This is a genomic window from Terriglobia bacterium (assembly GCA_020072645.1).
Lineage (GTDB): Bacteria > Acidobacteriota > Terriglobia > Terriglobales > Acidobacteriaceae > Angelobacter.
This window is the reverse complement of record JAIQGK010000006.1, coordinates 213,153-239,201: the sequence shown is the minus strand read 5'-3', so window position 1 is coordinate 239,201 and position 26,049 is coordinate 213,153. Positions and strand designations below refer to the sequence as shown.

Here is a 26,049-nt window from a genome sequence, read left to right as displayed (position 1 = left end):
GTGTTCCTTCGTGTCCTTTGTGGTTAAGCTTAAGCTGTCTTTACTTCTTGCGGACGCGGCTCTCTTTCACCAAGGAACATCTTGATTTTTTCCAGCAGCGCGGGAAAGAGGTCTTCTTTTTGCAGGCAAGCGGCAACGTCCTTGCCACCGTCAATAGGGCCATAACCAGTAACGATGATTACCGGAACGTCAGGATTCTTTTCATGGACTTTTTTGGCAAGCTCAACGCCGTTCATGCCGTCCATGCGGAAGTCAGTCACCAGAATGTCGAAGTCTTCTTCGTCGAACTTTTTCAGGGCTTCTGTCCCGTTGTAAGCGCTCACCGCACGATAGCCCTGCATTTCCAGAATTTCGCAGCTCAATCGCGCCAGCACTTCATGATCGTCAACGAAAAGGATCGCGCGCATGGATGACTCCTTGTGGCAACAAACGGATGGGAGCACTTACAAAAGGACCGTAAAATCCGACAGCAGCTTCGGCCTCAGTTCTTTGTTTCATAATACGCCTGAAAAGATGCCTGCCGGGCACAGTATTTTTAGCCCAGGCAGGCACTTCTGAGGTTCTAACCCGCTCTAAACCAACACTTTACTCGCCTTCCGGCGGTAAGTACAGCGCCGGCGTATTGCTGTTTTTCATGGCTTCATTGAACGCCGGCACATCCGTGGACATAAGCTGCTTCCATGCCGCCAGTTGGTCGTCCAGTTGGCTGCGCAGCATCTTGAACACTTCATATTGCTGCGCAGAGGGCGCGCTGTCACCCGCTTGCACAATGGCGCTGAAAGAATCCAACTGCTCATTCAGCATGTTAGGGAATGCCAGGTTCGCTTCTGATCCCTTCATGTTTACCTGGATCAGATGTTCCTCAACCGGAGCCATTTTCTTATCCAGCGCGGCGGCTTGTTCAATTAAAGCTTTCATTTTCGGATCATCGTCAAATCGCTGCTGGACGGTCTTGATTTCAGCTCGCATGGTTCGCACCTGGTTCACCGCGCGATGCAAATCATTGTTCGCCTGGTTCACCTGTGCCGCCAGTTCAAACTGTTTGCGCAGATCGTCAGGATTGATGTTTTTAGTCCGCGGGTCCATCACAATTTCCAGCGGCTGTGAAACGCTTTGCTTCCCCGATGTCAGCTTCACGGTGTATTGCCCGGGCTGCACCAGTGGGCCTTGCGGGCCGATGTCGCTGTAAAACGCTCCGGGAATTTTTACCGGCGGCTCCCAGCGCAGGTTCCAAGCGTATCGATTCATGCCGGCTGCGGCGGGAATCGTGGTGACTTCCTTCACCTGGTCGGGCCATTCTGGCGGCTGCTCGTCGCCTTTCTTTTCCTTGCTGGAAAGCGTTCGAACCACTTTGCCAGCCGAATCAACAATCTCAAGCTTTACTTCATCTTTCGGCGCAGTCTTGAAGTAATAGTTAATGATCGCTCCCGGCGGCGGATTGTCCCCTACTGGCCCGCGCCGCTCAATGTCAGTCGGCAAATGCAGGCGCAACGCCGTCTCCGGCTTAAACAGGACCATCTCTGCCGAGGAGGATACTGAGTCCAGCTGCCGCAGCGGAGTAATGTCATCCAGCACCCAGAAAGCGCGCCCGTGGGTGGCGGCAATCAGGTCATCGCCATGAATTTCGAGATCATGAACTGGCACTGCCGGCAGGTTCAGCTTCAGCGGCTGCCAATGGCCGCCATCATCCACGGAAAAGTAAACGCCGGTTTCCGTTCCCGCATAGAGCAGGCCTTTGCGTTTGGGGTCTTCCCTTACGGAGCGAACGTATGAACCTTGCGGGATTCCATTGGCCGTCAGGATCCAACTCTTGCCGTTGTCCCTGGTGCGGAAAATCAGCGGACGAAAATCATCAAACTTATGCCGATCAACGGCAACGTACACGGTATTGGGATCGTGATGTGACGGCTCAATGATGCTGATCATGCTCCATTCCGGCATGTCTTTGGGTGTCACGTTGGCCCAGTGCTGGCCGCCATCGGTAGTGAGTTGGATCAGGCCGTCGTCTGTGCCGGCCCAGATTGTGTCTTTCTTAAGCGGCGACTCCGCCAGCGCAAAGATCGTGTCGTAATATTCAACGCTGGTAATGTCCAGCGTAATCGGCCCTCCGGATGGTTTTTGTTTACTCTTGTCGTTGCGCGTCAGGTCGCCGCTGATCGCCGTCCAGCTCTGTCCTGCATTGGTGGACTTGAACACCATCTCGCTCGCGGTATACAGCGTGTTGGGATCGTGCGGTGAAATCATGAGTGGCGATGTCCAGTTGAAGCGATGCAGCAATTTCTCCGCGCCGTTGCCGGAAACATCCAGCGGCCAGACTGATATGTCCACCACCTGCTCCGTACGCTTATCAAAGCGCGAAGTAAATGCCTCAGCGTTCGCGAATGTAATATTCGGATCAGGTGGATACGGCGCAATATATCCGCTCTCGCCGCCGCCCACGGCATACCAATCCTGGCGGCCAATCACCCCATCATCGTCATAGCTCTTAATGGCGATGGTGGAATTATCCTGCTGCGCGCCATAGATGTAATACGGCCAGCGATTGTCGGTAATCACGTGGTAGAACTGCGCCGTCGGCTGGTTGTATTGCGTGGACCACGTGCGGCCCCCGTCGAGTGAAACAGTTGCGCCGCCGTCATTGCCGTTAATCAAATGATCAGGATTGTCAGGATCAATCCACAGCCCGTGATGGTCGCCATGCGGCGCGGGCAGCAGGCTGAAAGTGCGCCCGCCATCCGTGGAGCGGAACATTCCGGTATTCAGCACATAAACCGTGTCCGCCGATTTTGGATCGGCAAAGATATGGCTGAAGTACCATGCGCGCTGGCGCAGGCGGCCATCTTCATTCATGCGTATCCAGTTATCGCCGCCGTCGTCTGAGCGATACAACCCGCCTTCTTTTGATTCCACCATCGCGTAAACCTTGTTTGAGTCTGCACCGGAAACCGAGACGCCAATCCGCCCCATGATTCCCGCTGGCAGGCCGTGTCCCTCAATGTGCGTCCACGTGGTCCCACCATCAGTGGATTTGTACAGTCCGCTGCCGGGACCGCCACTGTTCAGGCTCCAGGGATTGCGATAGACCTCCCACAACGACGCAAATAACGTGTTGGCGTTGTTGGGATCAAACACCACGTCGATCGCCCCAGTCTTGTTGTCCTTGTATAGGACTTTTTGCCACGTAACGCCGCCGTCAGTCGTGCGGAAGACGCCGCGCTCTTCATTCTGCCCATACGCGTGGCCCAGCGCAGCCACAAAAACCACATTAGGATTTCTGGGATCAATTATCAGCGCACCGATATGCTGCGTATCTTTCAGGCCAACGTTCTTCCACGTCTTGCCCGCGTCTATTGATTTGTAAACGCCGTTGCCGTAAGAAATGTTGCCGCGAATGCACGCTTCGCCGGAGCCTACATAAATCACGTTGTGGTCAGATTGCGCCACAGCAATCGCGCCAATCGAGGCAATAGGTTGCCTATCAAACAGCGGCTGCCAGTTCGTGCCCGCATCAGTGCTCTTCCATACGCCGCTGGAAGCTCCGCCAAAATAGAAAACGTTTGGCTCGCCCGGTACGCCGGTCACGGCCAGTACGCGCCCGCCACGGAATGGCCCTACCTGTCGCCAGCGCATCGCGCCAAAAACTTTTTCGTCAATCTGTCCCGTTGCGGGCGGCGGTGTTTGTGCCGGAGCCACTGTCTTGGTGGCCGATCTTTTAGCCGGAGCGCCGGCAGGCTTCTTGTTTTGCTTGTCTTCAGATGTCTGAGGGTTCTTGGGTGACTGGGCAAATGCGGTGGTGAAAAGACAGATCAATGCCAAAACAAACACACGACTGCGGAGGACCATAGCGGACACACTCCTTATGTAGGGCCAAGCGGGTAATGATACGGGTGTTAGAGAGCAACTTGCAATTCGCGTTCAATTTTTCAGCTGTTCCGATTGCCGATTTCACTCTTTGGGTAACAGACAAAACGGTCCTGACTGCTGGGACTTAAGACCGATCTACTTACTTTTGAAAGACCATTTTTGCCGCCGCCTGGGCAGCAGAGCCACCTAAAAACACTTATCGCCGGGTGTGATTGTATCGTATTTTATTCGCCTAGGGAAAACAGGGACAGACAAGAGACAGGCAAGACGTTTGGGCGCAACCGGAAAATGTCCCCTGCCCTGCCGTACTGGCGCAGCGCGGAGTGCCGACAACGGCGGATGAGGACAAGTCGAAGGCGCCCGAAGAGAATGTCCCCTGCCAGGCAGGGTCGCATTCCAGAGAAGGACACAATGATTTGCCTATTGAGTGGGCTTGGTCCGTCAAATACTAAGTACTAAATACCAAGTACTGGAATAGCGGCGAGCCCGCTGCATCAGGAGCCGACAAATGTTCCCAATCAGAAAGCTCTCTAGTGTGGTGTCTCTGAAATAACTCGACAATGCATGCAATAAAACAAATCATTGTGGACCGCAGCCGCCCTCGGCTGCGCGGAATAATCTTTTGGGCAAGCAAGTATCAGGCCAACTCTTTGTAGGTATTTGAGACACCACACTAGCGGTTTGGAGCGAAGCGACATAAAAAAACGACGGCCTGCGCAAACAGGCCGTCAAGGTTTGAGGGGTAGAGGAACACTGTTTAGTGATTGTCGTCGTCGCGGACCGCAATCATCGAATAAGTTCCGGCGTTGAAGAACACCAGGCCGCGTGCGCGGATGGTGGCTCCAGCCACAGGAGTCGTCTTAAGAGTTGCGCCGTTGGCGAACGTTACCGCCACGCTGGTCGCGCCGCTCAAAGTACCGAAGGCGGACGTTGGACTGATAGTGATCGTGAAGCCTGAAGCGGTCGGAGCCGGTGAAGCCGCAACCGTACCGATCAAGGCCTGCTCGCGCAGCTTGACCTTGTTGGCCAGGACGGCAGGAGCACTGGTGCTGGAATCAGCTTCAATGCGCTGGCCTTTGCCAATGTGGGTTGCGTCAAACGCCGGAGCGGTAACATTCAGCTTGTCTGCGCGCACGCTGTAAACTGTGCTGGCATTCACGCCGATATCAACTGTAACGGGCGAGTTGGAGTTGCCGGTTGAGTCTTCCTGATGGATAACCGTGATCTTTGTCAGCGGATTATCCAGTGCCGAGATCAGACCTTCCACTTCTTCACCAGCCTGGGGACCTTCTCTTTCGACCTTGGTCGCCAGTTTGGTGCCATCGCTCTTGGTGATAGCGTCAACTTCAACAATGTCGCCAACTTTCAAGTCAGACAACTGCGTGATGCCATCCTTGAACCGGGTGTTCGCGTCGGTGGCAAACGTGATGTCAGTTGTATTGGTGGTGATGGTGAAATTTGGAGCGCTGATGGATTTCACGCTGCCGTGAACGTCGTCCATTTCTCCGTTATCGTGATCTTCATTGCCTTCATTGCCGACCGGCGGCGTGGCAGCTGAAGTCACATTGAATTTGGGAGTAATGGTGGCTGAAGTGATCGGCGTTCCGTTCAAGACCACGGAGCCTGCCAGATCAAGATCAAAGTTCAGGAACAGCGGTGTCGTCGTGACGGTGATGTTAGCGAAGGTCACGGACACTGTGCCGCTGGAAATTGTAGCTGGAACTTTTGTTGGAACGCCGGCATTGAGCACCACAACTTCAGCGCCGGTTACGGTGATGGTGGCTCCGTTGTAGGTGCCTGGCGGCAGGTTAGCCAGGGTCAGCGGCTCAAAAGTGGCGGCTTGATGTGAAAATTCAACTTCGGCTGGTTTTGCCAGCAAATTCGCTGTGGTCGCAGTTGGGCTCACGCCGGTAAGGGTAATCGAGCTGATGTTGAGCTCAAACTTTGCAATCTGGTCATTGAGGGCGTCGCCAGTCTGCAGGACGACTTGTCCCGCACCCGTGGAAACCTGGTTGGTGGTACCACCGCCTCCGCAACCTGTCAGCAACAAAGCAAACACCACGCATAGTAGTGTGAACAAATAAACCCGTTTCATTGGGCCTCCAAGAATAAAAATGTCTGAGGATTCGATCGAGTGGCGTTGTGTTAGTAGAGTACTATGAACATCGTCCTGATAGAGGCGCGACTCCGTCGTATCATCGCTCCCTTGTACATGCCCGGGTATTCGCCAAGACAACGGACCTCTGGTGCGACGATGCAGCGGAACATGCGCGGCAACAGCGGCAGAGTTCAGAGCTTGGGGAAAGCTTTTCAGGCTTGTACCTTTTTTCCTTTCAGTGGCGAAGTAGCACAGGGGAATCTATGCTGACTTGCGATGGGATAATGCAGTCGAAGGGCCAATTTGGGACCGTTACTAAACCCTTTAGTTTCAGCAACTCTGGTTTTGTTGAAAAGCGCTGGTGAGTAAATCCAACTCGGAAAGCGTGTCTTCCGGACACAGGTTCACGTGCAACTCGGTGGACAAACAAAAACTGCGGCCTTGTCCTCGAATCTGAACATCGGCCGCAGTCAGAGGCTGCTTGGTAAATTGCGGTTCGACTAAATCAGCTCCGGCGGTTTTCCACCGTGATCATGATGGTCGCCGCTGCCGCCGTCAGATCCCGAACCGCCATCGGAGCCGGATCCAGAACCCGGTCCGGATGAATGGTCTCCGTCCCCCGACCCAGACGAATGGCCGCCGCTGTCTGGATCGCCACCACCGTGGTGGTCGCCTGGATCGCGTTGGTCAGCGATGCGCAGGCTCTTGATGGGATCGTCATCGTCACTCGACGTACTTCCGTTGTCGTGGCGGCTGGGGCGGTCAAGCTGCGGACGCAAATCCTGTGTGGGTCGGGGCGCTTCCGGCCCGCCCTCCATGCCTACTCGGCTGGAGAAGCCTGCGGTGATGAGCACGGACTGGCCGCGGCCCGTCACGGCTTCCATTTCCACCACGCCTTCATCCACGTCAACTTCAGTGAAGCCGCGACGGTCAACTTCAACGTCAAACTTTGTTCCGCGCACGGAAATGACCGCGCTGGGCGTACCGATCTGGAAAGCCGGCGATCCGCCCATGCGCTTTTGAATCTGCGTGCGCACGCGGCCCATCAGGAGCTGAAAATATTTCCAGCCGCTGGCTTCCGGTTGCTTCAACAAGAGCTTGGTGTGGGCGCGCACCAGCACGTCGCTTCCGTCAGAGAGCTTCAGCAGCAGGCGTCCCTCGTCTGTGCTCACGGTCGTATCCGGGGGCAGGATTTCGCCTCGAACAGGCGCTGCAAACGCCTGTGCGGGAAGCTGTATGCTGACCTTCCCTTTGAAGTCGGAAATTGTAGCTCCGGCATAAGGCGCGCTGGCGGTAGCCGCTTGCTGCGATTCCTGGGCTACGGCAGCCGCGCAAAACAGCACTAAGCCGATGAGCGAAAAAATCGATTTGTTTTTCATGGTGTCACCTCAGAGACTTCACAGGCGCCGCGCGGCAGTGTAAATGCGAACGTGGTGCCTGCAGATTGATTGCTAGTTACATGGACCCTTCCGCCGTGTTGCTGTGAGATGCGGCGGACAAAACTTAGCCCCAGGCCCCACCCGGGAATGGATTCGCTGCGGGCGGGACGATAAAAGCGTTCAAATAATTGCTGCAATTCGGCTTCCGGTATCACCGGGCCGGAGTTTTGCACTTCAAACTGGACTTCGTCGCCGGAAGAATGCACGCGCATGAGGACTTCCGTCCCGCCGGCTCCGTATTTGATGGCATTGCTGACCAGATTGAGCAGAGCGCCGGAGATCAGGGTCTCATCGCACTGCACAAATCCATCATCACAATCCAGTTCTGCCCGGACCGTGATCTTGGCTGCCACAGCCAGCGGCTGCACCACTTTTTGCACATGCTCCACCATGGTGCTGATGCTGGTGCGTGCCAGTCGCAATGGCCGCGCTCCAGCATCCAGCCGCAGGACTTCAAGATACGTATTGATCATGGCTACCAGGCGATTCGTCTCGCGAAAGATGGTAGAAGGAGCTTCACGCGTTGCCGGAGAGTTGGGATAGCGCATCAGCAATTCAGAAAAACCCTGAATGGAGATGAGCGGAGTGCGCAGCTCATGCGTGACAAAACTCAGGGCCTCGGATCGTGCCTGGTCACGCTGGCGGCGGGCCGTGATGTCTTCTGCGATCAACAGCAGAGCGCCCGCTTCAGCAAAAGAAGTCCACGGCAGCCGGACCGCGTGGAAGAGCCACAACTCTTCATCGAGCGACACTTCATTCTCCGCCCAGGATGCCGGCTGCGGAGACAATGTCGCCAGTTCCTGCCATCCACCGGCAAGTTGCGTTACGCCCGAAAGCTTGTCCATCGTAAGTGAATGACGGACGCAAAACGCTTTCCACGTTTCATTGCTGAAAAGCAGCGCGCCGTCAGCGCTATAAACGGCAAGGCCTTCATTCATGGTTTCAAGCAGCGTCTGGTTAAAGGAATAGAGCGACGACAGTTCCGCTTGCAGGTCTTTAAGCGCAGCCAGCTTCCAATGCAGCCGGTCAGAGGCGGGCCATTTGGCGAGATCGTCGCCGGGGTGCGCTGGCTTGAGCTGTCCATAGTGAGGACTGATAGCGTGGCGAAGCTGCTGCAGGCGCGACGTGACTTCGCGATCGACGATTAGCAGATTCTCAAGCTGCGCGATTGGCGCAGCCAAAACACCGGCGACCAACAATGGGCCATAGGCCAGCAGGCGGTGAAAATCCGCAAACAGGAAATATGCTGCCACATAAACGCCAGCGAGCATGCCGACGAGAACCAGCAGTCCGCGCACGCCCGGATATCGCACTACCACCCAGAGAGAAGCGACGCTCATCAAGACTAAAAGCGTGACCTGGCCGAAGTTGCCAATCTGTGACAGGATCCTTCCGCTCAAAGCCATGTCTGCCACATTAGCGTTGATCTCCACGCCAGGCATCGGAAGCTGGTTGCTGACGGGAGTGATAAGTCGGTCACTGATGTCGATTCCGCCAAAGCCGATTAATACAGCTTTGCCCGCCAGTTGCGGCGCGGCCTTCCCAGCCAGCAGATCGCCTGCCGAGACCACGACGAAAGGCGGATTCGACTCTCCCGGCTCAAACTGCGGACGATAATCAATAAGCATAGGCGGCAGCGTTGCCATGCGTTCGACGCCGGGCAAGTTTGTGTCGAGGACAATTTTTTTGGGGAGCACTCCCGGCTTGGCCAGTTCAGCCAGCTTGAGCGCAAACGCTGGCCGCACTCCGTCCGCGCTTGGTTCCTGCACGGGAATGCTGCGGCAGAGGCCGTCAAAGTCGATGATTGCCTGTACGTGCCCTACGCCTTTAGCGGCCTGCGCAAAGCGGGGAAGCGGATCCATCCACAAATTGCCGGTGGGCGACGTGGAAATTTTAGCCGCCAGCACAAGGTTGGGAGCGGACTGTATGGCGCTGGCCAGCGCGGAATCATTCTGCTCGTCCTCAAGCTCAGGTAAAAGCACATCCACGCCAATGGCTTTTGGGTTCTGCGCGCTCACGGCGCGGATCAGCTTAGCCAGTTCTGCGCGCGGCCACGGCCAGCGTCCATGCTGCTCCAGTGTGGCATCGTCAATCAACACCAGCGCAACCTGAGTCGAAGTCGGCAGCGGACGCCGCACGCGAAAGAAAAAGTCATTCAGCTTCTGGCTCAGCGTGGAAACGGGAAAGCTCAGGCCCACAAGGAACACCAATGCCAGCAACACCGCGTTGAGCCTGATCCAACGGCCCCACGGGATGGGCTTTGCGTGCCTCGAATTGGAGAAAAACTTCATCGCTGAACCCAATGAATTCCTTGCAATCAGCCGACCATCAGATCAATCCCCAGCCGGCGTGCCTTCTGGTACAGAGTCTTTCGTTCAATGCCCAGGGCACGGGCGGCCTTGGACTTGTTGCCCGCATGCTCCTGCAACACGCGCAAAATGTGCTGCCGCTCCATGTCTTCCAGTGAAGAAGGTGGAGTCTTGTCGGGAAGGCCATTGGTGCGTACCATTTGCCGTTCACGCTCCACATCGGCCACGCCGATTTCACCGGACGAGCAGAAAATTGCCAGCCGCTCCACCAGATTTTCCAGTTCACGGACATTTCCCGGCCACGCCGCATTGGTCAGCATCTTTACTGCGGAATCCGTGATGGTGATATTGCGCTTGCTCTTGTTGTTGGAACGTTTCAGGAAATGTTGCACTAGCAGCGGAATATCTTCGCGGCGCTCTTCGAGTCCGGGGAGATTGATCACCACAACGCTCAGCCGATAGTAGAGGTCTTCACGGAAGCGGCCCTCGGTCATCAGCTTGGTCAGGTCGCGATTGCTGGCCGCGAGAATTCTGACATTTATCTGCGTGTACTTATGCGAGCCAACGCGCCGGATTTGCTGCTCTTGCACCGCGCGCAGAAGATTCACCTGGAAGCCGGGCTTGGTTTCAGAGATTTCATCCAGAAAAAGCGTGCCGCCGTGGGCGGCTTCAAACAGGCCGGGACGGGCGCTGTCCGCGCCGGTGTATGCGCCTTTTTCATGGCCAAAAAGCTCGCTTTCCAGAATGTTTTCCGGAAGAGCGCCACAGTTTACTGGCACAAACGGCTTGTCTGCGCGCGAACTATGATCGTGCAAGGCGCGCGCCACCAGCTCTTTGCCTGTGCCGCTTGCGCCCAGAATCAGCACGCTGGCTTCCGTGGGCGCGACGCGCGCAATCGCGCGATAGACTTCCAGCATTTTCGGCGTGCGTCCGATGATGGATGTCTCCGGGCCTTCATCGACAGTGGCTGTGGCCTCGCCTGATGCGCGTTTGCTGGCCTGCACCCGTCGCACCAGAGTCAAAAGATCATCGATGAGCAAGGGCTTGCCCAGATACTCAATGGCTCCGGAGCCAAGAGACTTGGTTACAGTCTCAACGCTGGTATGCGCCGTCATGATCACGCAGGCGCACTGCGGCTGCAGAACTTTGATGAGGTCAAGCACGTTTAGCCCGTTGGCCGTGCCCAGATAAAGATCAAGCAGCGCAAGCTGCACCGGCTCCTGGCGCAGGATTACGTCTGCCGAGGCCACGCTGTTCGCGGTAAGGCATTCATAACCTTCCGCGGCCAGCACGGAGCTGAGCAAGCTGCGGGTGGAATCGTCGTCGTCCACCACCAGAATTCTGAAGTTACGATTTTTTTCGCTGCCGGACATCCGAAAGAGCCTTTCTACAGCCTGTCACGGCTGTGGCCACAACTTGCATCCATCGAAATTTGTTTCGTCAAAAACTTGCGTCTTCAAAACTAATGTCTTTAAAACTTGTTCCTTAAAATTTGTACCCCAAGGTCACGCTCACGGCATTCGTGCGGAAAGCGCCGGTTGACTGTATGAGGTGGTAATAGGTGTAGTCCGCGGAAAGGTCCCACGGACCAAATAAAAAGTCGTTTTTCATCACGGCCACGCCTGCAGGCGAGTAGCCGGCAAAATCTTCCAGAATTTCACCGCCGCCATAGCCCAAATATTCCCCGCGATAATGTTTTCCCAGCCGCATGCGGAATCCGGCCGCGCCAAGGTGGCTGCGATACTGGTTGGGACTGAAGTAGCCGTGATTCAGATCTTTGGTGAAATGAATATGGCGAAAAGCGTAGCCGCCGCCGATGGCAAACTGATTGTCATGCCATGGGAACCAGCGCAACACTTCTCCCCACTCGCGCTCGCCATGATTGCTGTCAGAGTAGTGCGTCAGGGAAAAACTACCCGCGACGGAAAAATTGTGTCCGCGGTAATCAAGATGGCCGTGCCAGCCGTGCGCCAGCAGATCGAACGCGGTGGAATCAAACGTGGGCGAAATTGGATATCGCGAGAAACCACCAGAAAGATAAAGTCCCTTCAGAGGGTAGAGTTCCAGGTCTCCGCCATAAAGAAGCTGGCTGCTGGTATCGGCAAAGCGAACGGCTCCCAGGCTGGTACGCACGGCAACATATTTACCAAGCCGCAGGCGAGTGTCCGCCGCGCCGGAAAGCACCGTCTCAGTGAAGGTGCCGGTCTTCCACAGCGATGTTTCTTCCACGCCCACTCGGCTGGTCATGTTTTTACTGAACTGATAGACAACGCCCTGGCTGGAATAAACAGAGCTGTTTCCTGAAGTATCGGTAAAGAATGATTCAGAGTTTTGTACGCGATGGAATTTCCGCGCCTGGCCTTCAATAGGCTCGGATGCCAGATAATCACTGTACTGCTGCAGTTGCAGGCTGGTGGGGTGGCGTGAAAAAGCCTGCTGCAACTGTGCTCGCGCTTCTGCGCGCTTGCCTTCCAGCGCAAGATTGTGAACCAGCCCAAGCGCTGCGGTTTCGTCATCCGGATCGACCGCGAGCAGTTCGCGATAGAGTCGGTCAGATTCGCGGTAGTTCTCCCGATACCCAAAAATCTGTGCCAGCTCCAGTTTGGCGTTACGGCTGGATGCATTGGCCAACAGGACGGAATTCAGCAAGCCAATCGCCTGGCGATCTCGCTTCTGCTCCACGTAGATGCGCGCCAATTGGATTTGCAGTTCTTCGCGATTCGGAAACTTGATTAGCCCTTGCTGAATAATCGAAAGCGCCTTTTGCTCATTGTGCTCGCTTAGCGCCTCCTGGCTTTGCGCGACGATCTGCGCAATTTCCTGTTCGGGCGTCTGCTGTGAAAGGGTCTGCTGGGAAAAAAGGTGCGTGCTCACCAGGGCGAGCATGGCCGTAATAATCCTGACGAAGATGGCTTGACGTTTCATGTGTTCGAGCCCGCGTGCTTGGTTATCTCTATTAGCAGGCAAGTGATCGGCCTAAACCTGTTTTTCAATGACATAGACAGGTCGGGACCGTTCGTTGGAGCCAAAAGTGTATCCAAACGACGTACTGGGTGTATCAGATTTCACCACATTTGCAGGGTTTATACAATCCAGAGCTGGAAGGCAAAGGTGCTAGTACCTGGTCGGCGAAAAGCCCCGGAATTGGGCTTAAGGACGTTAAGACGTTAATAAGGCCAGCTTCGCCACCTGCCAGGTATTTGGAACCATCAGGATGCTGGTGGAGCGCCGCAGTCGAAATGCCCGGAAGTGGATTTGTCGTTCAATGAAAAAGTTCCAGAGTGCTTGTCCGCATTGATAACGACTGTGCCAAGCCCCATGTAGCTATCTTCCAGCGCGGTCTTGCCCAGGTAGACCGCAATGATCTCATTCTTATAAGTGCCGGGGCCGGTAAAGTTGGCCTTGTTTGCGTGCAATGCGTCGGCCATTGCGGAAGCTGGTCCGATCGTCAGGGCCAGCGTGGGCATTGAGCTATTTGGGCCAAAGTTGCCAGAAAAGGTGTTGTTGCTCAGAATTCGACAAAAGCCTCCGGTCACAGTCCGCGACTTGGGTTTGTCGATTGTGGCGGTGGGTTGGGGCGCCGCAGCGCTGGCGATAAAAAGTGTAGTCGCCAATAGCGTGACGAAAAATTGTCCTGCTCTGGTCCTGGTTCCCATGATGAGCGGAATAGTAAATTGGGAAGGTTTGCGGATTCAACCCCAGGTCTTTGCGCGTAAATGCATGGAGAATGCGGAAGAAAATCTCGTGCTCGCGTGACTTGCATCCATGCTCGCTGCGATTCAAATGAAAGTTTGCTGGTGCGAAAGGGGGGACTCGAACCCCCACGCCTTGCGGCGCCAGATCCTAAGTCTGGTGCGTCTGCCAATTCCGCCACTTTCGCATGTGTGAGCAATTTGTATTGTAAATCGTGAGGCTGTTCATGTGCGAAGGAAGCCCGTTAAGCCTAGCCATAATAAAAACATTCCCAGTATGGATGGTTTGGATTCCGTGGTTTATAAGGGGAAAAACTGGCGGAAGTAATCTAGCCTTTTGTTGTACTATATCGCGCATGAAATCCAGTTTTTTGCTCGCCCTATGCCTTGCTGCGTCCGCCACGGCGCAGACCACCGCGGACAATGCCAAGCCTGCCGTGCCGCCCGCGGCCCGCAGCGCTGCCGCCGCCGCTCCGGATCCCCTGGTGGATGCCCAGTTGTTGATGAGCAAGAGGCAATTTGCAGAGGCTGCCACAGCGTTCCAGGCCATTCTTGCCAAGAACCCATCGTCACCGGAAGCGAATGCCGGATTGGTCCGCAGCTTACTGCGCGCGTCCAAGCTTGATGAGGCCGAGGAAGCCGCGAAGAAAGCAGTTGTCGCCGTCCCAAACTCAGCCATGGTGCATGCAGCGGCGGGTGACGTGGCTTTTCGCGCGGGAAAATTTGCAGATACGGAAACTGAATATCGCGCTGCCTTAAAATTGGATGCCAACTCCGCCCGCGCCCTGTTCGGCATGGGCCGCATGTTTCAAATGGTCTCCATGAACAAGCGGGCCAAAGAGACGTTCGCCAAGGCGCATGAACTCGATCCGCAGGATGAACAGATTTATGAATATTGGGTAGAGACACTGCCTTATGCGGAGCAGCTTGAGGCAATCAAAAAATCGGCCGGGGACCATCCCACTGACGCCGACGCCAACCGGATCAAATATCTTACCGCCGTTGCAGGCAAGCAACCCTGGATCATGGCCAGCCAGCTTAAGCCCACTGAACTGAAAGCACTGCCCTATGGCAAGGAGATCACCGGCGTCTATGACATCAATCGCAACGGCCCCATGAATATCAGCAAGGGCTTCGGTCTGCAGGTGAAATTTAACGATCGAGCTTCAGCCATTCTGCTGCTGGACACGGGTGCGCCGGGAATCACGATTGGACGAAAACTGGCGGAGAAGGCGGGCGCGGTGAAGATCGCGGACAGCCGGATTGGCGGCATCGGAGATCAGGGATCTACGCTCAGCTACGAGGCGTGGGTCGATAAGATCACCATTGGCAGCGTGGAGTTTCATAACTGCGTTGTCACGGTTTCCAGCAAAAATGATATCGCCGATGAAGCCGGCCTTATTGGGGCGGACGTCTTCAGGAAGTTCCTGGTCACGCTGAATTTCCGCGAACAGAAGGTCTTGCTGACTCCTCTGCCCAAAAACCCGAATGCCGTCAGCGACGATGATCCGGCCCAGGACCGCTATATCGCGCCTGAGATGCAGTCTTTCACCAAGTTTTATCGTTTTGGGCATGACATTGTGGTGCCTGTGGTGGTCAACGACAAGGCGGTGGGAAATTTTATCCTCGATACCGGCGCAGACCTCAACATCATGAGCCCGAAGCTTGCCTCGCAGGTGACTAAAGCCAGCGCGGACGGTGATTACACCATGAAAGGGGTGAGCGGCAAGGTGCAGGAAGTTTTGACCGGACAGAAAGCGATCCTGCAGTTTGCCAAGATGCGGATTGAAAGCCATGACCTTCCTGTTTTCTCTACTGACAACATCAGCGCTTCTGAAGGCACAGAGATAGCAGGATTCATTGGTATTCGTACGCTTGTACAGATGAAAATGGCGATTGACTATCGCGACGGGCTGGTTAATTTTGAAGTGTATGAGTTTAAGAAAGCCCGCGAATAGGGGGAATTCTTTGCCAATGATTCTTGCCGCAAGTATTCTCTGGTGATGCGTTCTGGAGTTGTGTCCCGGTTCTGCTGCTTCCTGCTGATCGTAGTTGTCGCGCCGCTCTCACGGGCGCAGAGCTTGTCGGGCACGCCCGACGACGCGGCCTTAGCCAACGCGCATCATCTGTTTCTCCAGGCCGATTTTCGCGGCGCGGCGGCTGCATACCGAAAGATTGTTGACGCAAAACCCTCCGCTGAAGCGTATACGGGTCTGGTGCGCAGCCTCTTGAAAGCCGATGACGTCAAGGCCGCCGAAGAAAGCTCACAAAAAGCGCTGGCCTTATTCCCGGAATCAGCAATCATTCACTCCGCGCGAGGTGATGTTTACTATCGCCGCGGCTTAATTCCGCAGGCTGAAGATGAGTTCCGGGCAGCGCTTAAGCTCGACGACAAATGCGCTCGCGCGTGGCTGGGACAGGGGAAGGTTGATGCTGTTTATACGCGTCACAGCAAAGCAAAAGCAGCCATCGCCAAAGCACACGAGCTTGATCCGCAAGATAATGATGCGTTTTATGAATGGGCCATCCGGCTGGCCTATCCGGAAAATGTGGCGGCGCTTGAGCGCCATCTGGCGGAGTTCCACAGTGATCCAGAAGCAGAACGGCATGAACGGGAATACAAAGACTTTGTAAAAGCCCTGGCCGGCCGCAAGACCTGGATACCGGCGCGTGACGTGGAGCGCGCGGAAATCAAGATGGAAGCGCTGACCGTAAGCGCCAACTTTGTGCTGCGTGGTTACGGCGTTCGAGCACGGCTGAATGACCGCGCCACGGTGACATTGCTGGTGGATACCGGATCTTCTGGCATCACGATCACCCGCAAGCTGGCGGAAAAGATTGGCGCGAGCAAGCTATCTGAGCAGGCGCTGGAAGGCGTAGGTAAATCGGGAGCAGCGGTGGGCTACAAGGCGTGGGTGGACAAGGTTGTGATTGGCGATCTTGAATTTCATGACTGCTTTGTCCAGGCCACACCGCGAGAGATTGCGGAAGTGGACGGAATCATTGGCATGGATGTTTTCTCAAAATACCTGGTCACGCTGGACATGCCTGCGCGCAAGCTTCGCTTGGAACCGATGCCAGCTCGACGCAATGACGGCGAGCCTGCGCAGACAGACGCCTTCAGTCAGACCTTTACACTCGGGCATTTTCTGCTTTTGCCAACTGAAGTGGGCAAAAAAGCCACCGGGCTGTTTGTGGTCGATAGCGGCTCGAATGCCAACACCATCTCACCTGAGCTGGCCAGGTTGATGCCGGAGATGCGGGCCTTTAATTCGCCCATGTCCGGGGCCAGCGGCGTGGTGAACAGCGCCTTCATCGCCGATGACGCAACGCTGCGATTTGCCAAGGTAAACCGCAATGACCGCATCAGCACGCTCGATCTTCACTCGGTGAGCAAAGACCTGGGGATTGAAGTTTCCGGGCAGATTGGCTTCAGCGCCATGGAGAACATGAAAGTGATGATCGATTATCGCGACGGCCTGGTGCGATTTGTGGGGAAATAAGCCGAATCCCGGGCAGCAGGAGAATGATCATCTTCTTCTCATACGTTGGCAAAATTATTTTAAAGAGAGACGAGTTATTGACAGACCGTTGGAAACGGCCTACGGATTCATCGCTACGACAAGCCGCGTGCCCCGACTGCACGGGAAGAAATATTACATGCACGAGATGCTGAAAATCGGCGAGGCCGGAGAAGATTGATCTGCCGAACCCGGGAGACCCGTACGCGATCCATCGGGCGATTGCCAAAGGAGCGCGACCGGGACATCGCGAGAATAAGAAGGCTACCGCAGATCACTGCGGACCAATTGCGGATCTGGCCCGGAATACTGCGTTGTTTCGAAGCGTGATCAGTAGTAAGGTCTCTCTTTCTCGCACGTCCGCCCTGCTGCTCTGATTCAGCTAGAATGATCGCAAATGGATGGGCTGCTCCATCGGCTTGCAGGTATCGACTTATATCGCGAGAATCCTGTGTTGCGGTATGGCTTGGCGCTGTTTTTTGTGTTAGCGGCGCTGACGGCAAATTTTATGCCCATCGTTGGGCAGCGGCTCCCTTTCTTCTTCTTTTTTGCCGCAGTGGCGCTCACGGCGCGGCTGTGCGGCTTTGGCCCGGCGGTTATGGCCACGGTGCTTTCCGGCTTGTTGGCAAATTTCTTTTTTTTGCCGCCTTACTTTTCGTTTGGTTTTGGACCCAACGCGCTGATCCAGGTTTTTCTTTTTGTGATGGTTTCACTGTTGATCACCAACGTTGCCTTGCAGAAATCGGTGGCGGAAATGGCCGCGTTCAAGAGCCAGAGTCAGTTGGCGGAAACGCTCAGGACGATCACAGAAGGTTTTATTTCCTACAGCCCTGACTGGACAGTTAATTACGTAAATCCCGCCGGAGCGCGGTTATGCGGTTCAACTGTGGCGGAAATGACCGGGCGCAAACTGTGGGAACTCTTCCCGGACAGTGTGGGTACCGAGCTGGAAGCCAATTTCAAGAAGGCGATGCGCGAGCGCGAGCCCGTACACTTTGAGTCGTTTTATCCGCGGCTGAACCGCTGGTACACGATTTCCGGCTATCCCGGATCGCTTGGCCTTACGGTGATTTTCCAGGACATCTCAGAGACCCGGCAAACGCGTGAAGCCCTGCGCACCACGGAGCGCCGGCTACAGATTGCGCAGGTTTCCGCCCGCCTGGGCTCGTGGGAGTGGAACGTAAAGACGAACGAACTATGGTGGGCTGATGGCATGTGGCTGGTGCATGGCCAACCTATCGGCCTCATGGCGCCGAGCTTTGAACATGGAATGGCGTTCATTCATCAGGATGATCGTGATCGAGTGCAACTGGCGCTCCAGGACGCCCTGGCGGGTAAAGGCGAATATGAAACTGAATATCGCACCACGTTCCCTGATGGAAGCGTGCACTGGATTGGCGCTCGCGGCCGGGTCATCTTTGATAAAACCGGCCAGCCTGAGCGGATGATTGGCGTCGCCATGGACATTACCAGCAAGAAGCTGGCGGAGGATGCATTGCGCAAATCAGAAAAATTGGCTGCCGCAGGACGGCTGGCTGCCACCATTGCGCATGAAATCAACAACCCGCTGGAAGCCGTGACGAACCTGTTCTACATCCTGCGCCTGACCGACAAGTGGGACGATAACACCCGCAGCTACCTTGCCCAGGCCGAGCATGAACTGGCGCGCATTGCGCATGTGACGCGGCAAACTCTGGGTTTTTATCGCGACACTACTTCGCCACATGTAATGGACCTGCCGAAAATCGTGGAAGAAGCATTGTCTTTGTACCTGCCGCGCATTCAGGCAAAAAATATCCGGCTCTCCCGCGAGTACGATGAGACGGTAAAAGTTATGGGACTGCCGGGAGAAATCCGCCAGGTGGTTTCCAATCTGGTCGCCAATGCCATTGATGCCCTGCCCGCAGCCGGTGCGTTGCGTATCCGCGTGCACCATGCCACAGAGCTGAACAACTCACATCGGGCAGGCGGAAGAATTGTTATCGCCGATACCGGCAGCGGAATCACGCCGGAACATCGCAAGAAGCTTTTTGAGCCGTTCTATACCACCAAGCAAGACGTGGGCACAGGGCTGGGACTCTGGGTGTCACGCGAAATTGTGCAGAAACACGGTGGCAACATTACGCTGCGCAGCAGCGTTGCCCCCGGCCACAGCGGGACGGTGTTTTCTATTTTTCTGCCGGAATAAGGACCGAACTTTGTTCGCAGAATTCTTAGCAGCGCTCATCTCCGCTTCTGGTTACGTTTCACGCCGCTGCACAGCTTCTTCCATCGCTCTTTTTCTGTGCGACGCAGATTTGGGTCCACCTGCGCCGCCGCATGGCGCAGTTCACGCTGCAACTTTAGATAGCTGCGCCATCGCGCGTCGTCGATTTCACCAGACGCCAAAGCCTGCTGCACGGCACACGCAGGTTCAGCAATGTGAGTGCAGTCGCGAAAAGCGCACGTCGCTGCCAGCGCTTCAATCTCCGGGAAAGCTTCATCCACTGCGGATCGTGGGCTTCCCTGCCGCAAATCTTGTGACCACAATTGCAGTTCACGGATTCCCGGATTGTCCAGAATCAATCCGCCATTCGACAGAAAGAATAGCTCCCGATGCGTCGTCGTGTGGCGTCCACGACTGTCAGACTCGCGCGTCGGTTGCGTTGTCTGCGCCGCTGTTCCCAAAAGTTGATTCACGATTGTCGATTTACCCGCGCCTGAAGATCCAAACAACGCTGCGGTTTGTCCAGAGGCGATCATCGGCAGCAATGTTGCTGCTGAGTCCTGGCCACTGCAGCCTTCTCTCAGCGCCGAGATCGCCTGCACCGGAACGCCCGCAGCAATGGCATTCACTTCCGCAATACGCGCTTGCAGATCGGCACCCAGATCTGCATGATGAAGATCGGCCTTATAAAGGTCGGCTTTGTTGAGCACGATGACCGGCTTTGCTCCGCTCTGCGCTGCCGCTATCAGATAGCGTTCCAGCCGACGTAAGTTATAGTCATGGTCCAGCCCGCAAACGATGAACAGCAGGTCGATATTCGCGGCAATGACCTGCTCTTCCCCGGATGTTCCGCTGGCCTTGCGGGAAAACTTCGTCCTTCGCGGCAAAACATCTGTGATGATGGCCATGTCCGCAGGCGAATATTGGCGAACGGCAACCCAATCGCCCACAACTGGTAGATCACCCGTTTCAGCGCGATACAGCAGCGCTCCCGCAAGTTCGGCGTCGGCTTCGCCCGCCGCTCTCCAAAGTGAATAGCTGTGTCTGTGTTGCGCCAGAACGCGCGCCGGCTTCAGCCCTTTCCCGGCAAACTCAGCAAATTTCTTTTCCCACACTTCATCCCATCCTGCTTGTTGCAGCATTCGGTACACTCCAAGTCGGTTGCGGAAACCAACGCATTCCACGCGAAAGACGCAGGCACACGTCCGGGAACCTGATTGTGAGGAGTTGCTACAGAACGAACCGAATTAAAGGATGGCAGTCATAGGCGTTCAAAAGAAGTGTATCGCAGGTGGCGGCGGAAGTTAAGGTTTTTTCCTGAGCTACTCATCATGAATTACGGCATTTTGTGCGGCCGGCAGAAACCGGGAAAACGTGGAAAATTAAGCCTTCCCGCTTGTTACCTCGGTACTCTTGTTGGTTTTGTCGGTCCCTGCGATGATCACTGTGCATCAAGAATCTGGCTGGTGGTTTCGGGGGAAAGCACCCGGTCAGATTAGGGCTCTTAAACAGGCCTCGGCTTAAACCGAGGCCTGTAGTTTTTAGCATATTTCCCAGCTAGCTCGCCGGACATCGGACCAAGCTCGCCCAAACTCCAGCTTACATATTTCTCTCATCAGCCGAGGGCCCATAAATCGAGGGAACAGGCACATCATTCAGGCGCAGGTAAACGCCCAGCTGCGCGCGATGGTGGATGTTGTGGTTCAGCAAAAAGCTGCGCACCACCGCCACGCGTGGCAGCGAAAGTACTGTCTGGTTCCCTGCCGTCAGAGTCCAGGGTTTCATGAAGTGAGCGTCAGTGGAATCTGCGATTGCCTTGCGTGCGGCCGCGGTGGTTTTATCGAAGGACGCCAGCACTTCAGCCCTCGTCTTGAGTTCGGGGTTGGGCGGCGCTGTGCTCACGTCAAAACTGTCCTGGCCAAAAATCGCTTCAGCCCAATGGTTGATGGTTGCCAGATGCGTCGCGAGTGCGCCCAGCGTCATGGACTTGGGATGTGGTTTAAAGCTGAACTTATCTTCCGGAACGCGCTCCAGTGACTTGCGCGTGTTGGCCATTTCGTGGTCGAACTCCGGCAGAAGTGCCTGGCTAATGTTTCTGCTTCCTTGCTGGAATGTCTGTGGCTGTGCAGCCATGGTGCCTCCTGAATAATCGTTGATCAGATGATTGTACCCATGCCGGAGGCGCAAGATTTATTATTCTCCCGCTCATTTTTTTCGGTCTAACAAATTGTAAGCCGCTCACGTGCCGATAGCAGTGGCAGAAGCAGTGCACTTTGTCCCGCATGCTCCCGGCATCGAATTTTTTGATACTGTTATTGCTTCAGCGGAGGCTTTATTTATGTCCACGGCCGCTCATACCAGCAAATCTCCACGCCAGCTTTATAACATCGCCAAAACGCTTGGCGTATGGGACCCGGCAAAGATTGACCTGACGGAAGACAAAGCGCACTGGCAGATGCTGAATCCAGATCAGCGCGAGCAGCTCATCAAGACCTGTGCTCTCTTTTATGAAGGCGAAGTCAGCGTATCAGACACACTCGCCTGGTTCATGCTGGCCATGCCTGATCTCGATCGCCGCATGTTTCTTTCCACCCAGATTTTTGAAGAAGTAAAGCACGCTGAGTTCTTTGAACGCTATTTTCAGGAAGTCTGCGGCAAGGTGGATACATCGGCTTACCTCGTCCCGGAATACAAAGGCGTCCTGCTCGACGAACTCCGCCAGCGAGGTGAAACCATTGGTCAGGCGCTCACCAGCGGCAAAGGCGACCTTCCCTTGGCGCTTAGCCTCTTCGCGTGCCATTACATGGCCGTGGTGGAAGGCACAATGGCGCTCACCGGGTATGAATTTTTTGAAGACTTGCTGGCCAAAACCGGAATGTTCCCTCGCCTGCTTGAAGGAATCAAGCTAATTCGCGCCGACGAAGGCCGCCACCTGGTTCACGGCATGGATTTCCTTCGCGAACAGTTAATGAAGTATCCGGAGCATGTGGCGCCAGTGCGTGAATTATTCAATACACAGGCCGCGAACATTCCTCGCCGGACGGATTTTGTATTTACGCCCAATCCACTCGGGCTCGATCGGGAACGCATCCAGCAGATCTCTTATGCGAACCACAATCAGCGTATGCATGAGGCGGGATTGGAATAGCTTTTTTCTGTAATCCCGATCCCGCGAAAGGGGGGAGAGGGAACCCACACCAGAGAGACGACCATAGCCAACGTTGATGTACCAGAACCGAGGCGAGCTTGGCGCGCAGGGCGTGACTATTCCGAAGGAAATTATCGAACCGCTGTAACTTGCTTGCTTTTCAGTGGAATAAACAAACGCGGTCGCAAAGGAAGGGTTGGTAGCCCAAACGGTTGCCGGTTGGAACCAAATTGTCACTGGCTTGCGGGAAATGGACCTCTTGAGGCGTGAGGGCCTCTTCCGTGCAGCCTAGAGTTCTCAGGAAAGCGCCCCAGGACGGCCAAAGACGCCGGTTGCCGCATCTTCCCTGCTCCCAAGACTGCATTGAACCTCTATTGGTCCTCCGAAGACGGGCATTTTTTCACTAACAAAACGGGATGAGGGACTGGGAGAAGGGTGTCCCTTCTCCCAGCAGCCACGTATTCACCGGGTCTGATTCTTTTGATTCATGAGGGCTTAATCAATGCCGAGAATCTGCGCTCGCGAAGGTTGCGCAAGGCGTCTCGTCCGCAAGGACGGAGCACCTGACTACCATCGGCATTTTTGCGGGCCTGACTGTAAGAATGCAGACAAGCGAGAACGCATTCAAGCAAAAAGGCAGCAAGCGAAAGCTGGTTCTTGTCCTTTGTGCGGTCACCGGATTCAGAGAGTAACGCCAAATACCCTTGTACCGCGTCACAAGGCGACCTGAGCGGCTCTCATGCCGTTACTGAGGGCCTGTTAACATTTGTTGAACTAAATGGCCCTTGACGCTCTTACTGTAAACAGGCATAAAAGAATTCTTTTTCCGGGGACCCGAGCGAACCGAGTGGCAGGACACCCCAAGGGGGATGGTCAAAAAACCGGCGGAAGCCAAACACCTAGAGACTGAGAAAATTTGAGATCGGCGATTCGCTTGACTCTCAGTAAAGCAATCTGTCACACTGGCGCACATGTTCTCTACAAGGCAAGCCGCTGCAAAACTCGGATTGGCTCCCAAGACTCTCAGCCGGTATGTCGCATCGAAAAAAGTGCCAGCACCCGAGATCATGAAGGTTGGAAGCGCCAGTTTGCACGGCTGGACAGAAGAGGACATAGAACGAGTCCGGGCCTTACTGCCGAAGATTGCCAACGGCAGAAAGACCCGGTATCAGAAACAACGAAAGAAACAAACGGGACGCAAGTCCAAACCTTAACTAACGGGCAGCGCCCGGTGTAATGAGCACCGAACGCGCCCTAACCAAAAAATCACCTGGATTAGAGGCGACCAATGGCTACCTTCGATGTTACCCAAAAGACGGAGGTTTATGAAACTCTGTCATCTCTCAACATGGCCTTTGCTGGAATTGTCCAGCACCTTCAAACCCTTCAGAAAACCGGACTGTTCAAATCAAAAGCGGCCAAACTTTTTCCGAGTTTCACCCAAGAGCTGCAAGCCGAATTTAACCAAGAATTTCTCGAACACCTGCATCAGCTTGAGCTTGATGATTGGGGACGTTACGGAAAGGCCAGAGACAAATACGAAAAGCATCTCCGCGATCCCGACGACGTTTTCATTCACGCCAAAGAACGCAAAAAGCAACTTGCCAAACAACGAAAGAGAACAACCAAGTAGAAAATTCTGCAAAACAGGAAGGCACTCTCCATATCACGTTAAGGGGCATCTCCTCGGTGCCCTTTTTTCTTTGTAGCTGAGGTGCAGCCCTTGCCGAGAGCATTTCACTCAGAACTGTGAACGTAGCAGTGAACTGCGAATCGGTCATGGCACCGATTGGATCACAGGCGTGTCAGAGTCGCGGGGACGTTGATATCAATGCCTGAGAACAGGCATTTAACAAGCGAGAAAAGGTTACTGGAGTCCCACAAAGGGCACCGGGTGGGATCACCCCCCGGCATGGTGAAAAACGGGTCGTTGGTTGAACACGTAGCTTAAAGAAAACTCAAGTTTTATCAGGTTCCAGTGAGCGGAAAAGCTTGTTTGAAAAACAGGTAACTTACCTAATGATTTCGGAAATGGAAAGCGTAGCCCTCACCGCCTGAAATCACTTAACAAAAGAGATTTCTGGGCCAAGCGATTCACCGCGATTCCATCTCCGTAAGTCCGCTAGAACCTCATCGTCGGAAAGAGTGTCGCGCCAAGAGCCCACGGCTGCCATCAAGTAAATATCCGCTCCTAAAAATTCGAGTAAACGATTAACAGCCCACGTGTCGGTCAGATTCAGAGCCCCAGGTTCGCCGCCCAATTTTTTGATGGCGAATGCGATTTCTATCACGATCTCTTCCGTCAGATCTTTTTGTATTTCCATGAGTCTTTTGATGTACGAAATCAGATTCCCCTTAGTGGGCGCACCCAAATTGCCGCATGTTGGAAAGCATTTTTTGTCTTATGATTTCGGAAATGGCACCGAAAGGCAATCATGAGTAGGTATAGCGGCAGCGGACGGTCAACGACCTCGGGATATTTGTTTCTGGACGTGCGGTATCTTCAACGGAATGGATATTTGCGTCCGGGCACGGGCTCTTCGCAAAAATGGTCGCGACGTGGTGAACAGTTCGCTTCCATCAACTTGAGCGCGTGGGATGGACACGTCACACTGTCATATCGCACGAGGGATCGGGGAAGCGATGAATGGGAGCAAAAAGAATATCCCGTGTCGGTAGAGTGGACGCGGTGCAACTACGGTGGTGAGCGAGCTTGGTTCCGATGTCCCGCTTTAGGATGCGGGCGACGTGTGGCGATCCTGTACGGCGGTTCCATCTTCGCTTGCAGGCGTTGTCACAATCTAGCGTATGACAGCCAGAGTGAAACGCGTCATGGTCGAATGCTTCTCAAAGCCCAGGCAATTCGCGAAAAACTCGGTGGAACGCCTTGCGTTGCCGATGAATTCCCGCAGAAACCCAAAGGGATGCACTGGCGGACATATTGGCGCTGGAAGCAAAAAGCAGATGAAGCGGAAGACCACAGCTGGCCTCCGATGATTCTTAAGCTGTTAGCCCGAAGCGTTTAGAAGAACGAGAATTGTCGCGCTAACTTCTTGCTGTTTCGCTCTGCCGCTCCGACCAATGGGTTTCCTTTCTCAACAGCCGACCGAACCGGAGTGCAAAATAGCCTGGGCTTAATGTGCCGATGCAGAAAAAGACGCCACCCCACAGCCAAATACGAACCGGCAACCCGCTTACTTTGGCAGCGAACCAAGTGACGAAGGGAATTCCCGCTATGAAAGAGAACCAAAAAACTTTGATAATCTCCGGAGGATCGCACCATCGCGAGTATTTTTCAAATTCCCGAACTGTTCTAGGCCAACCGCGCAGAATGACTTCTTTGATTTTCAAAAAGTCCTCAATTTTTGCGAGTTGAAACGTGAGATAACGATAGTTGTAACCAAGGGCGGCAGCATAAACAGCTCCTAGGCAGAGGAGGAACAAAACGCCCATTGTTCCGAATAGAAATGGGATCGTTGTGGGAGGGGGTTCTTTCGAGTTCTGTTGGACTAGTAACCAGGCAAATCCGCCGAAGGCCAGTCCAAGTGTCGTCAGATACGTAAATATTTCCTGTTCGCGTTGGCGCAATGCTTCTAGGAATGCCTTGTGCATTTCCTTCAAAATTGAATCACCAATATTATTTTGGTCCATTCTTTCATCTTCCATTGTCTTCCGATGCCGTAGAACATCGGGAATCTTAGCACGCGGGCAGATTCGGGTTAACAATTTCACAACTTACTGAAGAGATTCTTAGACAGCAGAACCGACGCTC

Annotated in this window: 17 protein-coding genes and 1 tRNA gene; 5 read left to right on the top strand and 13 right to left on the bottom strand. The window is 54.7% G+C overall.

Going from position 1 to position 26,049, the window contains the following annotated elements:
* Positions 1-29 precede the first annotated feature (29 nt).
* From LAO76_11090 to LAO76_11050, 9 genes are all read right to left on the bottom strand, one after another.
* Positions 30-407, bottom strand: a complete 378-nt coding sequence (locus LAO76_11090; GenBank protein ID MBZ5491465.1) for a response regulator — start codon at positions 405-407, stop codon at positions 30-32.
* 178 nt (positions 408-585) lie between these two features.
* The gene (locus LAO76_11085) at positions 586-3,630 is read right to left on the bottom strand and encodes a glycosyl hydrolase (protein MBZ5491464.1); all 3,045 of its coding nucleotides are present in this window, start codon (positions 3,628-3,630) and stop codon (positions 586-588) included.
* 991 nt (positions 3,631-4,621) lie between these two features.
* Positions 4,622-5,959: a DUF5666 domain-containing protein gene (locus LAO76_11080; protein ID MBZ5491463.1), complete on the bottom strand. Its 1,338-nt coding sequence runs from the start codon at positions 5,957-5,959 to the stop codon at positions 4,622-4,624.
* Positions 5,960-6,462: 503 nt separating this feature from the next.
* Positions 6,463-7,341, bottom strand: a complete 879-nt coding sequence (locus LAO76_11075; protein MBZ5491462.1) for a FecR family protein — start codon at positions 7,339-7,341, stop codon at positions 6,463-6,465.
* Complete coding sequence (locus LAO76_11070) at positions 7,338-9,692, bottom strand: CHASE2 domain-containing protein (protein ID MBZ5491461.1); 2,355 nt, start codon at positions 9,690-9,692, stop codon at positions 7,338-7,340. The genes LAO76_11075 and LAO76_11070 overlap by 4 nt, the downstream gene beginning before the upstream one ends.
* Before the next feature lie 26 nt (positions 9,693-9,718).
* Positions 9,719-11,083, bottom strand: coding sequence for a sigma-54 dependent transcriptional regulator (locus LAO76_11065; protein MBZ5491460.1), 1,365 nt, complete (start codon positions 11,081-11,083; stop codon positions 9,719-9,721).
* Between the two features lie 112 nt (positions 11,084-11,195).
* The gene (locus LAO76_11060) at positions 11,196-12,635 is read right to left on the bottom strand and encodes a tetratricopeptide repeat protein (GenBank protein MBZ5491459.1); all 1,440 of its coding nucleotides are present in this window, start codon (positions 12,633-12,635) and stop codon (positions 11,196-11,198) included.
* A 284-nt stretch (positions 12,636-12,919) separates the two neighbouring features.
* Entirely contained in the window at positions 12,920-13,366 is a 447-nt protein-coding gene (locus LAO76_11055; protein MBZ5491458.1) for a hypothetical protein, read from the bottom strand.
* Between the two features lie 139 nt (positions 13,367-13,505).
* Positions 13,506-13,590, bottom strand: a tRNA-Leu gene (locus LAO76_11050).
* Between the two features lie 168 nt (positions 13,591-13,758).
* On the opposite strand from LAO76_11050, the gene LAO76_11045 reads away from it, so the two are divergent.
* The 3 genes from LAO76_11045 to LAO76_11035 all read left to right on the top strand — a co-directional run bounded on the left by LAO76_11045 (position 13,759) and on the right by LAO76_11035 (position 19,111).
* Positions 13,759-15,360 (top strand): aspartyl protease family protein, encoded by a 1,602-nt coding sequence (locus tag LAO76_11045; protein ID MBZ5491457.1) that lies wholly within the window; start codon positions 13,759-13,761, stop codon positions 15,358-15,360.
* A 45-nt stretch (positions 15,361-15,405) separates the two neighbouring features.
* Positions 15,406-16,905 carry an aspartyl protease family protein gene (locus LAO76_11040; GenBank protein ID MBZ5491456.1) on the top strand — a complete coding sequence of 500 codons (1,500 nt, stop codon included), beginning with the start codon at positions 15,406-15,408 and terminating at the stop codon, positions 16,903-16,905.
* 415 nt (positions 16,906-17,320) lie between these two features.
* The gene (locus LAO76_11035) at positions 17,321-19,111 is read left to right on the top strand and encodes a PAS domain-containing protein (GenBank protein ID MBZ5491455.1); all 1,791 of its coding nucleotides are present in this window, start codon (positions 17,321-17,323) and stop codon (positions 19,109-19,111) included.
* A gap of 35 nt (positions 19,112-19,146) precedes the next feature.
* On the opposite strand, the gene rsgA is transcribed toward LAO76_11035, so the two are convergent.
* The gene (gene rsgA, locus LAO76_11030) at positions 19,147-20,271 is read right to left on the bottom strand and encodes a ribosome small subunit-dependent GTPase A (GenBank protein MBZ5491454.1); all 1,125 of its coding nucleotides are present in this window, start codon (positions 20,269-20,271) and stop codon (positions 19,147-19,149) included.
* A 457-nt stretch (positions 20,272-20,728) separates the two neighbouring features.
* On the bottom strand, positions 20,729-21,262 hold the full coding sequence (locus LAO76_11025) for a DinB family protein (protein ID MBZ5491453.1): 534 nt from the start codon (positions 21,260-21,262) through the stop codon (positions 20,729-20,731).
* 205 nt (positions 21,263-21,467) lie between these two features.
* Between LAO76_11025 and LAO76_11020 the strand changes: the two genes are divergently transcribed.
* Positions 21,468-22,277 (top strand): ribonucleotide-diphosphate reductase subunit beta, encoded by an 810-nt coding sequence (locus tag LAO76_11020; protein MBZ5491452.1) that lies wholly within the window; start codon positions 21,468-21,470, stop codon positions 22,275-22,277.
* Positions 22,278-23,565: 1,288 nt separating this feature from the next.
* Positions 23,566-23,910: a hypothetical protein gene (locus tag LAO76_11015; protein ID MBZ5491451.1), complete on the top strand. Its 345-nt coding sequence runs from the start codon at positions 23,566-23,568 to the stop codon at positions 23,908-23,910.
* A 427-nt stretch (positions 23,911-24,337) separates the two neighbouring features.
* Here LAO76_11015 and LAO76_11010 read toward each other — a convergent pair whose 3' ends face one another.
* Positions 24,338-24,601, bottom strand: a complete 264-nt coding sequence (locus LAO76_11010) for a hypothetical protein (GenBank protein MBZ5491450.1) — start codon at positions 24,599-24,601, stop codon at positions 24,338-24,340.
* A gap of 721 nt (positions 24,602-25,322) precedes the next feature.
* Positions 25,323-25,943, bottom strand: coding sequence for a hypothetical protein (locus LAO76_11005; protein ID MBZ5491449.1), 621 nt, complete (start codon positions 25,941-25,943; stop codon positions 25,323-25,325).
* Positions 25,944-26,049 lie beyond the last annotated feature (106 nt).